The organism is Paenibacillus aurantius, from assembly GCF_032268605.1.
GTDB lineage: Bacteria > Bacillota > Bacilli > Paenibacillales > NBRC-103111 > Paenibacillus_AO > Paenibacillus_AO aurantius.
In genome coordinates, this window is sequence record NZ_CP130318.1 from 2360454 (window position 1) to 2377192 (window position 16739).

Annotated in this window: 6 protein-coding genes; 4 read left to right on the forward strand and 2 right to left on the reverse strand. The window is 59.9% G+C overall.

Features of this window, described 5'->3' with window-relative positions:
- The first annotated feature begins 157 nt into the window (after nucleotides 1-157).
- The 4 genes from addB to MJA45_RS10645 all read left to right on the forward strand — a co-directional run bounded on the left by addB (nucleotide 158) and on the right by MJA45_RS10645 (nucleotide 12585).
- Nucleotides 158-3805: a helicase-exonuclease AddAB subunit AddB gene (gene addB / locus MJA45_RS10630; RefSeq protein WP_315607228.1), complete on the forward strand. Its 3648-nt coding sequence runs from the start codon at nucleotides 158-160 to the stop codon at nucleotides 3803-3805.
- A complete protein-coding gene (gene addA, locus MJA45_RS10635) occupies nucleotides 3802-7764 on the forward strand; it encodes a helicase-exonuclease AddAB subunit AddA (RefSeq protein ID WP_315607229.1) in 3963 nt (1320 codons plus the stop codon). The genes addB and addA overlap by 4 nt, the downstream gene beginning before the upstream one ends.
- A gap of 181 nt (nucleotides 7765-7945) precedes the next feature.
- Nucleotides 7946-9136 carry an exonuclease SbcCD subunit D gene (locus MJA45_RS10640; RefSeq protein WP_315607230.1) on the forward strand — a complete coding sequence of 397 codons (1191 nt, stop codon included), beginning with the start codon at nucleotides 7946-7948 and terminating at the stop codon, nucleotides 9134-9136.
- Nucleotides 9133-12585 carry an AAA family ATPase gene (locus MJA45_RS10645; RefSeq protein ID WP_315607231.1) on the forward strand — a complete coding sequence of 1151 codons (3453 nt, stop codon included), beginning with the start codon at nucleotides 9133-9135 and terminating at the stop codon, nucleotides 12583-12585. Before MJA45_RS10640 ends, MJA45_RS10645 begins: the two co-directional genes overlap by 4 nt.
- Nucleotides 12586-12703: 118 nt before the next feature.
- On the opposite strand, the gene MJA45_RS10650 is transcribed toward MJA45_RS10645, so the two are convergent.
- Nucleotides 12704-14521, reverse strand: coding sequence for a putative bifunctional diguanylate cyclase/phosphodiesterase (locus MJA45_RS10650; protein ID WP_315607232.1), 1818 nt, complete (start codon nucleotides 14519-14521; stop codon nucleotides 12704-12706).
- Between the two features lie 203 nt (nucleotides 14522-14724).
- On the reverse strand, nucleotides 14725-16620 hold the full coding sequence (locus MJA45_RS10655; RefSeq protein ID WP_315607233.1) for an FAD-dependent oxidoreductase: 1896 nt from the start codon (nucleotides 16618-16620) through the stop codon (nucleotides 14725-14727).
- Nucleotides 16621-16739 lie beyond the last annotated feature (119 nt).

A 16739-nucleotide genomic window follows, 5' to 3' on the forward strand; every position in this document is an offset into this window, starting at 1 on the left:
GCTTTTCTCCTAAATTCCTTGGGATTCTTTTTCCAGTAACGAACAAATGATCTCTATCTCCCGCCAAAGTGTGATAGAATAGAGGAAAATTGGTTTGCAGACAGGAAAGAAAGAGCTGGGAAACGGTAGACCCGGCTGCAGCATGAGGAGGAATACCATGGGTTTGCGGTTCGTAATGGGACGGGCGGGTACCGGCAAAAGCACCCTGTGTTTGAAGGAGATCCGAAAGCGTCTCGAAGAAAGTCCGGAAGGCCATCCGCTTCTTCTGCTCGTTCCCGAGCAGTCCACCTTCCAGGTGGAGCAAGCGCTTCTGGAATCTCCGGAGATAAAGGGCTACACCCGGGCACAAGTATTCAGTTTTCGGAGGCTCGCGTGGCGGGTCATGCAGGAAACCGGACATACGGCAGGCGTTCCTATAGACGATCTGGGCAAGGCGATGCTGCTGCAGCGCGTTATACATAAACGGAGAAAAGAATGGAAGGTTTTTCAGCAGGCCGAAGGGGAAATGGGCCTGATCGGGGAAATGACCCGGTTCTATAAGGAGCTGAAACGCTGCGGCATCACCCCGGAGGCTTGGGAGGCGCATACGTCGGACCTGCCCGCGGACCGGGAAGGGACGGGCTGGAAGGACAAGCTCGAAGACCTGTCCATGCTGTACCGGGAGTATGAGTCGGAGCTGGCCGGGCTTTATTTGGATACGGAGAGCTTCCTGCCCCGTCTGGCCGCCGCCATGCAGGACTGTTCCCTCCTCGGTGATGCGGAGCTTTGGGTGGACGGGTTCTTCGGCTTTACGCCCCAGGAGCTTGAGGTGATCGTAAAGTGCGCTCTGCACTGCCGCCAGGTGACCGTTACGTTATGCTTGGACCGCCCTTATGACGCGGGGGAACGTCCGGACGAGCTGGATCTTTTTCACCCTACGGCACGGGCGATGATCCGGCTTAAGGAGCAGCTGGATGCGCACGGGGCGGAACCGGCGGAAACGGAGATTCTCGATGGAACGGCGCCGCCCCGCTTTGCGGGCAGTCCGATGCTCGCTCATCTGGAAAGGCAGTACGCCTTGAAGAATCCCTCCCGCGGAGGCACTTACCCGGATGGGCCGGTAGAGACGGGCAAGCCGTCGGTTTCCGTTCATGCCGCTGTTCACCGCCGGGCCGAGGTAGAAGGAGCCGCCAGGGAAATGCTGAGGCTCGTCCGGGACGAGGGCTTGAGGTGGAGGGATCTATCGGTCCGGGTCAGGAAGCTCGGGGATTACAGCGAGCTGATCGGAACGGTTTTCCCCGAGTATGGCATTCCGTATTTCCTGGATGAGAAAAGGTCCGTGGTTCATCACCCGCTGGTGGAATTTATCCGTTCCTCCCTTGAGATCATCCAGCATAATTGGCGCTACGAGGCTGTCTTCCGCTGTGTCAAAACGGACTTTCTCCTTCCTCTCGAGGGGGAGGAGGATGCCGGGGCCGTCGACCGCAACGGAATGGACGAGCTGGAGAATTATGTCCTGGCCAGAGGCATTCAAGGCTACCGCTGGAAGGATGACCGTAACTGGAGCTTCCTTCAGCCGGAAGTGCCGGAGGAGGACGACGGAATCACTCCCGAGCCCGGAAGAACGAAGGAGCAGGCCGACAAGCTGACGGCATGCCGCGAGCGGATCGTTCCCGTTTTCCAGCGCTTCGAGGAGCGGTTCAAGAACGCCGGCGGACGTGTCTCGGCGATGACCGAGGCTCTCTACGCCCTTCTTGAGGAATGCCGGGTTCCGGAGAAGCTGGAGGGCTGGAGCGGAGAGGCGCTTAAGTCCGGCCGGCCGGAGAAGGCGAGGGAGCACGGGCAGGTTTGGGACCGGGTGATGGACCTCATGGATCAGCTGGTCGAGCTGCTTGGGGAAGAAACGGTTACGGCCGAGGGCTTTACCGCGCTTGTGGACACCGGCCTGGAGGCCATCTGCCTCGGCCTGGTTCCTCCGTCTATGGATGAGGTGCTGGTCGGTACTATGGACCGGACCCGCTCCACACAGAAAAAATACTCCTTTGTGCTCGGCGTCAATGAAGGCGTGCTTCCGGCTAAGGCGGATGAAACGCCTGTACTTTCAGATGCCGAAAGAGAAAAGCTGAGAGAGTCGGGACTTGATATGCCGGACAGCCTCCGCCGCAGGCTGCTCGATGAGCAGCTGCTTGTGTACTCCGTTCTCTGCTCCCCCTCGGAGCATTTATGGGTTAGCTACCCTCTTGCCGATGAAGAAGGGAAGTCTCTGCTTCCTTCCGAGATCATCAAGTCCATCCGGAGATGGTTTCCGGGGCTCGGGGAGGGGCTGCTGCTGGCGGAGCCCGATCCGGAGAGTGCGGAAGAGGAGCAAATGGCCTACCTGTCCCGCCGGGAGAAGGCACTCGCCGTTCTTCATTCCCAGCTGAAGCAGGGGGCCGCCGGGCGCCCCGTTTCCGAGCTGTGGTGGGAGGCCTACAACTGGTTCGCGGGACGGGAAGCGTGGAAGGCCCCGCTGGAACGCCTTGCGGCCTCCCTCACGTACCAGAACCGCGAGAAGCCGCTTGCTCCTGAAACCAGCCGTCTGCTTTACGGGAATGTGCTTAGGGCGAGCGTTTCCCGAATGGAGCGCTACGTTTCCTGTCCGTTCTCCCAATTCGCTTCTCATGGGCTGAAGCTTAGGGAGCGGCGCATTTACCGTTTGCAAGCCCCCGATATCGGCCAGCTTTTTCATGCCGCGCTGAGCCATGTGGTCCGGGACATGCAGCAGGACCAGCTGGAATGGGCCGTTTTGAGACCGGAGGAAGTAGTGGGGAAGGCTTCTGCGATCGTCGACAAGCTGACCCCGCGCCTGCAGAGCGAGATTCTGCTAAGCACCTCCCGCAACCGCTACATCGCCCGCAAGCTGAAGGAAACGGTCGGACAGGCCACGCTTATGCTGGCCCGGCACCATCAGCTGAGCGAATTCGTTCCGGTCGGGCTGGAGCTGGGCTTCGGTCCCGGGGAGCCGCTCCCCGCTCTTGCTTTCCGGCTGCCTAACGGCTGCCGGATGGAGATCGTCGGGCGGATCGACCGGGTGGACCGCGCCGAGCACGGCAGTGAAATTCTTCTCCGGGTACTCGATTACAAATCGAGTGAAACGAATTTGCGCCTGACGGATCTGTTCAACGGACTGTCTCTGCAAATGCTGACCTACCTGGATGTCGTTATTACCCATTCGCCGCAATGGCTGGGGCAGAAAGCCCGGCCGGCGGGCGTTCTCTATTTCCATGTTCACAATCCCCTCATCCAGACGAGCAACGGGCTGCCTGCCCACTCCGTGGAAGCGGAGCTGCGGAAACGATTCAAGATGAAGGGACTCGTGGCGGACGATACGGAGATCGTCCGGCTGATGGACCGGGAATTGAAGGACCGGACGGGCTATTCCCAAGTCATTCCGGTTTCGGTAAAAACCGACGGCAGCTTTTCCAAGGTGTCCTCGGTCGCTTCCCCCCGGCAGTGGGACCTGCTGAGAGGATACGTACGCTCCGTCATCCGGGAGATCGGAACGGAGATAACGAACGGCCAGGTGGGCATTGTTCCTTACCAGCAGGGTCCCAAATCGGCTTGCACTTTCTGTTCCTACCGGCCGGTCTGCCATTTCGACGCCCAGCTAGAAGGCAACCAATACCGGCTGTTCGGGGCGAGAAGCGGGGAGGAAATATGGGAAGCCATGGAACAGACGGCTTCGGCCCTGGAAGGTCCGGAAACGCTTGAAATCCATACCGACCGCACCAAGGAAACCGGAACGTCACCGGCAGAGAGAGAAGAGAAAGGAGGACCTTGGCGATGACATCCGTTATCCCTAAACCGGCCGATTCAACATGGACGAATGAACAGTGGGATGCCATTTCCCTGTCAGGTGAAAACATTCTCGTGGCGGCTGCCGCGGGGTCCGGCAAGACGGCGGTTCTGGTCGAGCGCATCATCCGTAAGCTGTCCGACGAAACGGATCCCATGGATGTGGACCGGCTTCTGGTGGCGACGTTTACCAAGGCGGCGGCGAGCGAGATGAAGCAGCGGATCCGGGAAGCCTTGTCGGCCGCTCTGGAGAAGAGTCCCGATTCGGCTCACCTCCGCTCCCAGCTGGCTCTGCTTAACAAAGCATCCATTACGACTCTTCACTCCTTCTGTCTGGAGGTCATCCAGCGGCATTACCAGGTCATTCGCCTCGACCCGGGGTTCCGGATCGGGAACGAAACCGAAACGGCCCTCATGAGGCAGGAGCTGCTCGAAGAATTGATGGAAGAGAACTATGAGCAGGCGGAGGAAGACAGCCCGTTCTGGCGGCTGGTCGACTGGTTCAGCGGAGAGCGCAGCGATGCCGCCCTCTTCCGTCTCCTCCTGCAGCTGTACGATTCCTCCCGAAGCCATCCTTATCCGGAGCATTGGCTTAAGGAAATGGCCGGGCTTTTTGGCCGGCATGACGAGGAAGAGGTTGGCGCTTCCGGTCAGGGCTACCTCGCCTGGCAGGAAAGTTTGGCCTCCGATGTGAGGCTGGAGCTGAACGGAATGGCCGGTCTTCTGAAGGAAGCCGTTAGAATAGCCGAAGGTCCGGGGGGACCGGCTCCCTATCTGACCAGTCTGCAGGAAGAGCTTGCGGCGATCGAAGCGAGGCGCGCTGCGGCCCGCGGAAGCTGGGAAGACATGTACCAGGCGTTCCAGGACCCGGTTTTCGGACGGCTGAAGGCGTGCAAGGGGGATGAATACGACAAAGCCCTGCAGGACAAAGTCAAGGCCCTCCGCGATAGCGTCAAGGAAAGGCTCGGCAAGCTGCAAACGGATCTGTTCGGACGGACGGAGGAGCAGTTCCGGCAGGAGCTGGAGAAGACCGCTCCCCTGATGACGGCTTTGGTGGAGCTGGTGCTTGCCTTCGGGGAACGTTACCAGACCGCTAAGCGGAAAAAAGGACTCGTGGATTTCGCGGATCTGGAGCATTACTGCCTGCAAATTCTGACGGGAGCCGAATCGGTGCCGGGCCGGCTGGTCCCTTCCGAAGCGGCTGCCGAATACCGGGAGCATTATCTTGAAATTCTTCTGGACGAGTACCAGGACACGAACCGGGTTCAGGAAGCGATTGTGGAGCTGATCTCCCGGGACGGCAAGGGAAACCGGTTTATGGTGGGCGACGTCAAGCAAAGCATATACCGGTTCCGGCTGGCGGAGCCGGGTTTGTTTCTGGAGAAATACAAGCGCTTCGGCTCGGACGGCACGGGAGGAGGGCGCCGAATTGATCTGGCCCGCAACTTCCGCAGCCGTCAGGAGGTGGTGGACGGGGTCAACTTCCTCTTCCGGCAGATCATGGAGGAGCAGGTAGGAGAAATCCGCTACGACCCGAGCGCCGAGCTCGTTTGTGGAGCGTCTTATCCGCCTAACGAGCTGGATTTGTCGGTCGAGCTCCTTCTGGTCGACAAGGCCGGGCAGGATGAAGGGAAAGGGACTTTCTCTCCTGACGAAGGAGAAGAAAGCGGAGGAGCCGATTCCGAGTCCGCTGACGAGCAGTCGGCCGAGAAAGAGGAGCAGGCGGCTCTTCTGGAAGCGAGGCTGATCGCCTCCCGAATCCGGTCCCTTATGGGAGAGACCGGCCCCCGCTTTCTCACGGCCGGACGAAAGGGCGAGCCGTCCCGGCCGCTCGAGTACCGGGATATTGTCATCCTCATGCGGGCGACCCAGCAGTGGGCGGGCGTCTTCATGGAGGAGTTCAAGAGGGAAGGCATTCCCGTGTATGCCGAGCTGAATTCAGGCTATTTCGCTGCCACAGAGGTCGGGGTGATCCTGTCGCTTCTGCAGATCATCGACAACCCGTTCCAGGATATCCCCTTGGCCGGCGTTCTGCGCTCTCCTATCGTCGGCTTGACGGCGGATGAGCTCGCCCGGATCCGGGCCGCGCACAAGAACGGAAGCTTCTACGAGGCGCTGCTTGCCTATTCGGAAGCCGCCGCATCCACGCTTCAGGCAGCGGCTGTGTCGGAACAGGCATCGCTTGGCGACAGACTTGCCGGCTTCCCGGGCCGTTCTGACACCATGGCCGGAATAGTCAAGGCGTTTCCCGGCAGCCCGGAACCTGAGCTGGCCGCGAAGCTGAGCGTCTTCCTGGACCGGCTCTCCCGCTGGAGAGAGGAAGCGAGGCAGGCCCCCGTCTCCGATTTGATCGGGCAGCTGTACCGGGAGACCGGATACTTTGATTTCACAGGAGGCCTTCCCGGCGGTTCCCAGCGGCAGGCCAACCTTCGTGCTCTCTATGACCGGGCCCGCCAGTATGAGGCCACCTCGTTCCGGGGATTGTTCCGCTTCCTGCGCTTCATCGAACGGATGAGGGACGGGGGAGGAGATCTCGGAACCGCCCGCGCCCTGGGCGAGCAGGAGAATGTAGTGCGGATCATGACCATTCATAAGAGCAAAGGCCTGGAGTTTCCCGTCGTATTCGTAGCGGGAACGGGGAAGATGTTCAACCGGCAGGATTTGAACGGAGGTTTCCTTCTTCATAAGGACCTGGGCTTCGGTCCGCGGTTCGTGGATACGGAGCTCCGGGTCTCGTATCCCACCCTTCCGTCGCTCGCCATCCGCAGGAGGATGAAGATGGAGCTGCTCGCCGAGGAGATGAGGGTCTTGTACGTCGCCCTGACCCGTGCCCGGGAGAAGCTGTATTTGACGGGAACCGTCAAATCGCTGGAAAGCCAAGCGGCGAATTGGGCCCGAATGCTCGGACATAAGGAACTTGTTCTTCCGGACTATGAGCTGGCGCAGGCCAAATGCTACCTTGACTGGATCGGTCCGGCTCTGATTCGGCACCGGGATGCTTCCCTTCTGCGGAAGGCGGCCGGGGAGCCGGAGGGCTTTCCGGCGGGGATGGCCGAGGAGCCATCCCGCTGGTCGGTCACCGTCGTCCCCGCCTGGAAGCTGAGCGCCGTCACGGAGCTGGCTGATGGAACCACCGGACAGGAAAACAGCGTGAAGCTGGAGGCGGTGACCCTTCTCCTACCCGTAACCGGCCTGTCCGGACGATGGAAGGGAGAGATCGACCGAAGACTGTCCTGGGAATATCCCTATGCTCAGGCATCGCGGCTCTTCTCCAAAACGTCGGTGTCGGAGCTCAAACGGCTGAGCGAACAGCGCGAGGCCGTCTTAAGCGGAGACGACGATCCCCCGGGTACTGCCGGATCGCTGCCGGGAACGGGTCGTCCCGTCGTCCCGGCCTTCCGCCGGCCCAAGTTTATGGAGGAGAAGAAGTTGACCGCGGCCGAGCGGGGAACGGTGTACCATGCCGTCATGCAGCTTCTCCCGCTAAAGCCCGGGCTCAGCCGGGACGATATCGAGGCAGCGGTTCAGGATATGGTCACCCGCCGGCTTCTGCTTCCCGAGCAGGCTCAAGCGATCGATCCGGGCGTCATTGCCGCTTTCTTCGCAACCGAAGCCGGTACCCGGCTGCTAGGCGCCCGTCAGGTTCACCGGGAGCTGCCGTTTAATTACCGGATGGAAGCAGGTGAGCTTCACCCGGATGAGGATGAGCGGATCCGCCGAGAGTCAGTTATGATCCAGGGGATCATCGACTGTCTTTTTGAAGATGAGGAGGGTCTTGTGCTTCTCGATTACAAAACGGACGCCCTCCGTCAAGGGGAAGGCAGCCGGGCGGAACGCTACCGGACCCAGATTTCCCTGTACGCTCGGGCGGTAGAAGACATTTGGAAACGCCCCCTCAGCCGGAAATACCTTTATTTCTTTGATGGAGCGGAGCTTGTGACGTTGGATTGACGTTTCGAACGGGTATACGTAAGGCGTGGAAACGAATGTCTTCGACGGATTCCCGGTGACGCTTTTGACGCTGATCGAAGAGTGATTGACAGAGCTCCTTCCTTCGATAGGAATAGGATAGAAGCTGCGGCCGGCAGAAGCCGCCGATACTACTGAAGACCAGGCATTTAGGAGGAACAGCATGCGAATTTTACATACGGCCGATTGGCATTTGGGCCGGACGCTGGAAGGAAGAAGCCGCGGGGAGGAGCAGGAGGCCTTTCTGGATGAGCTCGTGGCCCTCGTCCGCGAGGAGCAGATCGACCTTGTCTTGATGGCCGGAGACGCCTATGATTCCGTCAATCCTCCCGCGAGTGCGGAGAAGCTGTTCTATGACGGACTTTCCCGCCTCGCGGAGGGAGGAAAACGCAAGGTAGCCGTCATCGCCGGCAATCATGATAACCCGGAACGGCTGGCCGCCTCGTGGCCGCTTGCAGAGAAGCAGGGTATTACGCTTGTCGGGCTGCCCATCCCCCATCTGCAGACGCTCACTATCGAACGGACCGGAGAGCAGGCGACGCTTCTCGCTCTTCCCTATCCGTCCGAATCCCGTTTGAGCGAGCTTTTGGCCGATGAGGCGGATGAAGCCAGCCTGCGGACCGCTTACTCCGACCGGATCAAGAACCTCGTGGCCAAGACGTGTGCCGGCTTTAAGTCCGATACGGTCAATTTGATCATGAGCCATTTGTACGTGCTTGGCGGAGCGGAAAGCGAATCGGAGCGTCCGATTCAAGTGGGGGGAGCCTACACGGTCGATACCGCTGCGTTATGCGCCAAGGCTCAGTATGTGGCGCTTGGCCACCTGCACCGTCCGCAAACGATGAAAGCGGGGGACCTGATCCGCTATTCCGGCTCTCCTCTTGCCTACAGCTTCTCGGAAGCCGGACAGGCCAAGTCGGTCACCATTCTGGAGGTGGAGCCCGGCAAGCCGGCCGCTATGCAGGAGCTGCCCCTGAGCTGCGGGCGTCCTCTCGTGCATTGGAAGGCAAAGGGCGGTCTCGCGGAGGTCCACCGTTGGCTGGAGGAGGGACGGGACCACCGGGCATGGATCGATCTGGAGCTGCATCTCGGCGATTCTTTGAGCATGGAGCAGATCCAGTCGCTCCGCCGGCATCACACGGGAATCATCCATATCCGACCTGTCTATCCCGAGATGGAAGCGATGGAGACGATTCGCGAAGCCCAGGTTCCGATGGACGAAATGTTCCGCCGCTTCTATGCCCGGCAAACCGGCGGGGCACAGCCGGACACCGAGCTAGTTCAGCTGTTTATGGAGCTTCTACACGAAACCGCCGAGCTGGAAGCGGCTGCCGGAAAGGAGGAGGGGGCTTGAAACCGATATCGTTAACCCTTTCCGGGCTGCAGAGCTATCGTGAGAAGCAGGAGATCGATTTTACGGCGCTTTGCGGGTCCGGCGTGTTCGGCATCTTCGGACCGACGGGAAGCGGCAAGTCTTCGATCCTGGACGCGATGACGCTGGCCCTGTACGGCAAGGTCGAGCGGGCGAGCGGCGGAACCCAGGGCATTATGAACCATGCCGAAAACACGCTGTCGGTCGCTTTTGTCTTCGAGCTCAGCCATGCCGGCGGCCCGCTGAGGTTTAAGGTCGAACGGCAGTTCAAGCGGGGCGGAGAGGTATCGGTGAATAACACCGTCAGCCGTTTTATCCGCTATGAGGGAGAGGAGCCGGTCGTGATGGCCGACAAGGTGGCCGAGGTGAACCAGAAGGTTCAACAGGTGCTTGGCTTGTCGATGACCGATTTCACCCGGGCCGTCGTCCTGCCCCAAGGAAAATTCGCGGAATTTCTCGCGCTAGGGGGCAAGGAGCGCCGGCAGATGCTTCAGCGGTTGTTTCACCTTGAGCCGTACGGCGACCTGCTTAACGCCCGGGTGAGCACCCGGTTCAAGGAGACGGACCTCGCCGTGAAGCAGCTGGCTGCCGAGCAGCAGGGCTTAGGCGACGCCTCGGAAGCGGCCCTCGAAACGGCGAAAGCCCGCCTTGAGGAGGCGGCGGCTTCTGCGAAGGACGCGAGAGAGCGGCGGCTGGAGACCGAGCGCGGCTGGGAGGAGCGCCGCCAGCTCCGCGCCTGGCTGCAGGAGGAGCAGGCGCTCGCCGCACGGCTGCGCGAGCATGCCGAGCGCGAGCCGCATGTCCGGCAGCGCGAGAGCGAGCTGCGGCAGGCGGAGCAGGCCGAGCGCGTGCGCCCCGTGCTCGAGGCGCGGGAGGCAGCGGAGCAGCATTACGCCTCCTGCCGGGAGCAGAGCGAGGGGCTGGAGCAGCGGCTCGCGGAGCTCCGCGTGCGGCAGGAGGCCGCGCGGGCCGCGCATGCCGCCGCGAAGGAGCAGCTGGCCGCGCAGGATGCGCCGCTGCAGGTCCGGCTTGAGCAGCTCGCTCAGGCGCAGGAGCTGGAGAGCGAGCTGGCGCGGCTCACGGCCCGCGTACGCAGCCTGGAGGCCGAGCGGGCGGGCCGGGCTCTCCAGCTGCAGGCGGCGGGGGAGAAGCTGCTCAAGGAGCAGGAGCTGCACCGCAAAGCGACGAGCAAGCAGGCGGAGATCAAGGAGTCCCTCCGTCTGGTCGAGGTTAAAGCCTCGGACCGGGAACGCATTCACAAGCTTTCCCGGCTCGGGCAGGAGCTGGATAGCCTTGAAAAGGGCTTCCGTGACGTGAAAGCCGAGACGGAAGCGGCCGACCGGCAGCTGAAGGCTTACCAGGAAGAGGAGACAGGGAAGGGAGCCAGCCTGGATGAGGCGAGCCGGGCGACCGGGCCGATCCTGCTCAGCGCTTCCGAAGCCGCCGCCGGCGTACAGGAGGCGGAGAGCCGGATCCACTTGCTGCAGCGGCAAGCGGCAGCAGGGAAGGAGAAGCTGGCGAAGCTCAGTCTTGAACAGGAACGGAACGCTCTAGCCCTGTCGTTATCCTCCGGTCTGACGGAGGGAGAACCGTGTCCCGTATGCGGTTCCTCTCATCATCCCTCCCCAGCCGGCAGGGAGACATCGGCAGCCTCCGTTTCGGTGCAGGACGAGATCGGAAGGCTGGATAAGCTGACCGCTTCCTTTCAGCAGAGCTTGTTCTCCCTTTCCCGGCATAAGTTTAGTCTTGAGCAGCTCGTGGAACGGGCAGGGGAGGCTTTCGGTGCCGGCGAGGCAGGCAGAGAAGCCGCATCCGCCGCCGTTCTCGAGAAAGGAACCGGGCCGGACGGCGCTTCGTCCCCCGGAGTCGGGGCATCGGACGTCCCGGTGGACCGGATAGAAGCGGATTTCCGGGAATGCCAGGAGCTGCTCGAACGAACGGAGGCGAAGCTGCCCGCTCTGGACAAAGAGCTGAGGCAGCGGATGGAGGAGCGCAGCCGGCTGGTCAAGGAGCTCGACGCCTTGTCGGCGAGAAACCAGGCCGCCGAGACGGTGCTGCATTCCCTTGAAGTCAAGCGGAATGCAGCGGAGCAAGCGGTGAAGGAGGCCCTGAGCCGCTGGCAGAGGGAAGCGGATGGTCTTTCCCGGGAGGATGCTGCCCAGGAAGCGGCCCGGCTGATGGAAAGGGACAAGCAAGCCGATGAGCTAAAGCAGAAGCTGGAGGTCAGTGTTCCTTTCATTGAAGGAAAAGTGGAGAGCATCCAGCGTCTCCAGCAGGAAACGGCTGTTCTTGAGAAGGAGCAGGTTCAGCTAGAGACCGAAGGCAAGGGACTGCAGAATCTGGCTGCTGAGAAGAAAGCACAGTTGACGGCCCGTACCGGCGGCGGTACGCAGCCCTTGGACCGGCAAATCGCCGAAACGAAGGAAAAGCTTGAACAGCTGCGGTCCGCCGAGCACAATAGCCGGGAAGAGCTCGAGAAGAGCGAGGCGCTGTTATTGGAATGGAGCCATCGCTGTACGGCAGCCAAGCAGGCCTGTGAATCTGCGGCTGCCGCCCGGGAGACGGCTGAGGTCCGTTGGAAGGAAGCGGCTTTTCGCAGCGGCTTCGCCGATGCGGATGCGGTCCGCCGTGCCTGGCTGACCGAAGAAACGGTACAGCGGTGGAAAGAAGAGCTGGTGAAATACCGCGAGCTGGAAGCGCAGCTGAAGGGCAAGAGGGAGGAGCTGACCGGTCTTCTTGCCGGGCGGACCCTTGGCGAAGACGAGTGGAAGGAATGGGAGCAAGCGCTGCAAACGGTCCGACGGGAAGACGAGGAGGCCCTCGCGGCCAAGGCGAGAACCGAACGGGACTGGGATGACCTGCAGGTGAAGCATGCCCAATGGAAGAAGCTCGAAGACCAGAAAAAAGAACGCCAGAAGCGTCTTGAGCAGCTGACCCGGCTTCAGGGGGTGCTCCGCGGCAATGCTTTTGTCGAGTTTATCGCCGAAGAGCAGCTCATGCAGGTAAGCCGGGCCGCCTCCGAGCGCCTCAGTCAACTGACCCGCCAGCGTTATGCGCTGGAAGTGGACTCTTCCGGCGGGTTTATCATCCGGGATGATGCGAACGGGGGAATCAAACGGCCGGTCAGTACCTTGTCGGGGGGAGAGACCTTCCTGACCTCGCTTGCTCTGGCGCTGGCCTTGTCCACCCAGATTCAATTGAGCGGGCAATACCCGCTGGAATTCTTCTTCCTTGACGAGGGCTTCGGCACCCTGGATCCCGAGCTCCTGGAGACGGTGGTGGGTGCCTTGGAAAAGCTTCATATGGACAAGCTGACGGTTGGCGTCATCAGCCATGTGCCGGAGCTGAAAGCCCGGCTACACCGGCGGCTGGTGGTGACCGCCGCCGAACCTTCCGGGGCAGGCAGTACCATCCGCCTCGAAAGCCTGTAAGAACGTCAAAAGAGCCTTGGACAAGGAACCCAAGGCTCTTTCTTATGGCTTTCGGAACAGGAGGGGAACCGCTTCGGCCGCTCCTCCCGCGAGGTTTTAAGACTTGAACCGGTTCGGCTCAATGGAACAAAGGGCGGCCGCTACCGGAGGCGGAAAGCGTATTTTCGAGCACGATCCAATCCCGCAGCGTTTCCGCACTCATCGGCTTGCCGATCAGATAACCTTGAATTTCGTTGCACTGCTGGTTCTTCAGAAATTCCAGCTGCTCCGAGGTTTCGACGCCTTCCGCCGTCACGTCCAGGTTCAAGGAATGGGCGAGCACAATGATGGCCTGGACAATGGCCGCATCCTCGGAATCGTCTTTAATCCCGCGGATGAACGATTGGTCCACCTTGATCACGTCGATGGGAAATCTCTTCAGGTAGCTCAGCGAGGAATACCCGGTGCCGAAATCATCGATGGCAATGGTCATCCCCATCTCTTTAAGTACCTTCAACATGAGGATGGCATAATTGACGTCCTGCATGGCGGCGCTCTCCGTAATCTCCAGCTCCAAATACTCGGGAGCAAGCCCCGTGTCGGCGAGAATGTTGTGAATGACCTCGGGAAGATCCATTTGCCTGAACTGCCGGGGGGAGAGATTCACGCTGACGCGGAAAGGAGGAACACCCTGACGGTTCCACAATTGACGCTGCCTGCACGCCTGCTTAAGCACCGTCTCGCCGATGCGGGTAATAAGTCCGGTATCTTCTGCGAGCGGGATAAAATCATCCGGCGGGATCATGCCTAGCTGGGGATGCTTCCAGCGGACCAGAGCCTCCACGCATACTAGCTTGCCGGTGCGGGCATCCAGCCGGGGCTGGTAATAGACGACCAGCTCGTTTCGCTCGAGCGCGTGCCTCAGCATGGTCTCCATCTGCAGCCGCTTGATCCCTTTGGTGTGGACCGTGGGGGTGTAGAACTGGTAATTGTTCCTCCCCTGCTCCTTGGCCCGGTACAGGGCGGTTTCGGCGTGCTTCAGGAGGGCCGCGGCATCCTTGCCGTCATCGGGGCTGACCGCAATACCGACGCTCGCTCCGATATAGACTTCCTCTCCATTCAGGGGAAAAGACTTCTTAAGGGCCTCCAGGATTCGCTCGGCAGCCGAAGCGGCCTCGTCGCTGTGCTTAGGGGAGGGCATCAACACGGAGAACTCGTCGCCGCCCATGCGGGCGAGCATGGCCGAACGAGGAAGCACCTGGCCGATCCGATGGGCCACACTCTTAAGGAGATCATCTCCGGTGTCGTGACCCATGGTGTCGTTGACATATTTGAATTGGTCAAGATCCAGAAGAAGGACGGCAGCGGAAGAGGAAGGGCGCCGTTGGGAAAGCGCGGCCTGCAGCTTCTCCACCATCATCAGACGATTGGGGAGGCCCGTGAGGCCGTCATAGTAAGCGATCCGGTTCAACCGCTCCGTCCGCCATCCGATGAACCCGACCAGCGCCGCCATGCCTACAGCCGTCAGGAAGACTTCCACGGACCAGAACGACAGCCCTTGGTATTCCGTAAACAAGTAAAGGCTGATCATTCCTAGCAGGCTCATCCCGAGGGAATGGAGCATGCCCCCTTCGAAGGCATAGAGCGCCACCGGAAACAGGACCAGCCAAACCGGTCGAATTTCGGAAGCGGACCAGTCCGGAAGGCAGGAAACGGCGGTCAGCCAGGCGAAGTCGATCATCATAAAAGCTAAATAGGTCTTTCTTCGTTCGAAGGGATAAGACCGGTTCAAATAATAGGAGTGGAACAGAAGGAATACAGCCCAGCCCAGTGTCAGAAGAGCAAGCAGGCCGAGGAGGAAAGCCTGGCCGGGCTTCGCTTGGAGGGAAAGGGTGACCAGGATAAGGGGAACAATCAGATGGCCAAGCGAAAAAACCTTCCCGCTTTTGCTAGTCATGCCGGCACCTCAATCAAGACGTTAATGGATAAGATTGGTACTTACGATAGATGTAGTATATCCTACTTTATCTTTGTTTTCTATGAAAATATTCCAATCCTTCGGCCTATTGCCACGGGCCGAGCGGCCTCTCGGATCCAGGATTTCCGCCAACGTGAAGAAGCCGGGATGCCCATGGGCATCCCGGCTTTCTTCCTGCTTCGTTATTTTTTGTCGAGAATGAGCTTGGCTACGGTTCTCGCACTCGAAAAGGCCCGCTCGGCCAGTTCGCCTTTCCCGGTACATCCGTCCCCGCAGAAGTAGAACGGAACGTTTTCCACCCGGGTAGGAAGCAGCTCGTTACGGGAAATGTTTTTCACGCTGGCGACCATTGCTTTTTTGGAAACCCTCTTGACGGAAATCGCATCGCGCCAGCCGGGGTAATACCGGTCAAATAGCCCTTCCATCTGCTCGGTTTTGCGGTCGAGATAAGCCTTGCGCTCTTCCTCGGAATCGAACGTGTCACTTAAGTAGGCGATCCCCTGAAGGAGCTGTCCGCCCTCGGGGACCAGCGTATGGTCGGTGGCGGAAACGTCGCTTATGAACATTTTGTTGTCCATGTCGCTGATGTAATTGAAGGGTCTCGCCACCACTTCCTTCAGTCCCACGTCGTACACCATGACCTCGGTCGGCGTGTTGTTCTCGTAAGGGGCGAGGAACGGCTCCCAGGCGGTGCCGCGCAGAAGCTTGATGACCTGCTGGACCGGCATGGCGAAGATAACTTTATCGAATTCCAATTCCCGGTGCTTCGTGCGCAGGATGAATTTGCGGTCTGCGTAACGAACTTCCTCTACCGCTTCCTGCAGGCCGATCTCCCACCGGCCCGTCGTTTCAATCTTGCCCCGCAGCTGATTGGTGATGACCGCCCAGCTTCCCAGAACATAGTTGACGGGACGCTGCGAAAGAAAAAGATTGTGGTAGTATTCACTGATGACGGGACCCGGAACCTTGCGGGCGTCCTCCGGTGAAATGAAGAAATTCGAACAGACGAGATGCTCCCACAGCTCTTTAACGTCTTCATCCGCCTGGGAGTGGGCAATGTAATCCCCTAAAGTTTCATAGTTTTTGAGCTGATGGATTTGAGCGATGATGGCGGTAATTTCTCCCACGAATCTTACCTTCTGCATCGTGCTGAGCAGATCGGTCCGGATCAGGTTGACGAAATCGAGCGGGGCGGGGGTGAGCTGCCCATTCTTCGAGTACATGACCTTGCGCTTATCCACCTGTTTGCTGCTGAACGACAGGCCCAGCTCATTCCCCATCTCCGTAAGCTTGTGGCGGTCCAGGCCGTAAATGGCATGCGCCCCGTAATTCAAAGTAAATCCGTTCTTCTCGTAAGTGAAGGCTCTCCCTCCAAGATGGGGGCTGCGTTCAAGCAGAACGCCTTCAATATCCGCGGATTCGGACAGATAGGCCGCGGCGGTCAGGCCGGCAAGCCCTCCTCCGATGACGGCAACTTTCATTTTGGTTTCCTCCTTAGTATACGAAGTCTCCAGAAGTGGAGGCTCCGGGTGACTCCTTAGGCCGGACCAGACAAGAGACAGGTTGTTGCGGACCATGGAGACCAGATCGGCCTCTTCCTGGGCACACCAAATGAGCACGGTTCCGAGGTAGGCGGTGACCAGAAGCTCGGCTTTGCGGGGATCGGGCAGCCACACCTGAAGGCTTTCGTATAAGGTGCGGAAAGGATCCTTCCGGCCGGTGAATAACGTGTTGTCCTGCAGGGAAAGGGTAACGAAGCTGCGGATCAGCTTGCGGTTCGGTCCAATAGCAGACGCCAAGTCTAAAAACAGCCGGTTCACATGCCCCTCGAGCGATTGAACCCGGGAAGGCGGGGTTTCCGCCCACTGCCGGACGGTTTCGAGCTGCCTGCCGCCGGCTTCCCGCAGCAGGTCCTCCTTGCTGGAGAAATAGTGATAGAACGTTCCTTTGGACGTTCCGGTCGACTGGATAATGTCATCCACGGAAACGTTCTCGTACCCTTTATCGATAAACAGCTGCAGGGCGGTTTCGATGACCAGCTCCCGCTTCCGCCGGGTGGCGGACCTCATCAGCTTCATGGAGCTCCCTCCCTCTGTTGTCGGCATCCTCATTATACGGCAGGATCGGAGGATTTGCCATTGAATTTAGACTGACGGTCTAAAAAAAGGGGGCTGTCTTATTAATAGGCCCGGCTCAA

Coding starts and splice junctions, on each gene's coding strand:
- addB (WP_315607228.1), top strand. CDS start 158: ATGGGTTTGCGGTTCGTAATGGGACGGGCGGGTACCGGCAAAAGCACC.
- addA (WP_315607229.1), top strand. CDS start 3,802: ATGACATCCGTTATCCCTAAACCGGCCGATTCAACATGGACGAATGAA.
- MJA45_RS10640 (WP_315607230.1), top strand. CDS start 7,946: ATGCGAATTTTACATACGGCCGATTGGCATTTGGGCCGGACGCTGGAA.
- MJA45_RS10650 (WP_315607232.1), bottom strand. CDS start 14,521: ATGACTAGCAAAAGCGGGAAGGTTTTTTCGCTTGGCCATCTGATTGTT.
- MJA45_RS10655 (WP_315607233.1), bottom strand. CDS start 16,620: ATGAAGCTGATGAGGTCCGCCACCCGGCGGAAGCGGGAGCTGGTCATC.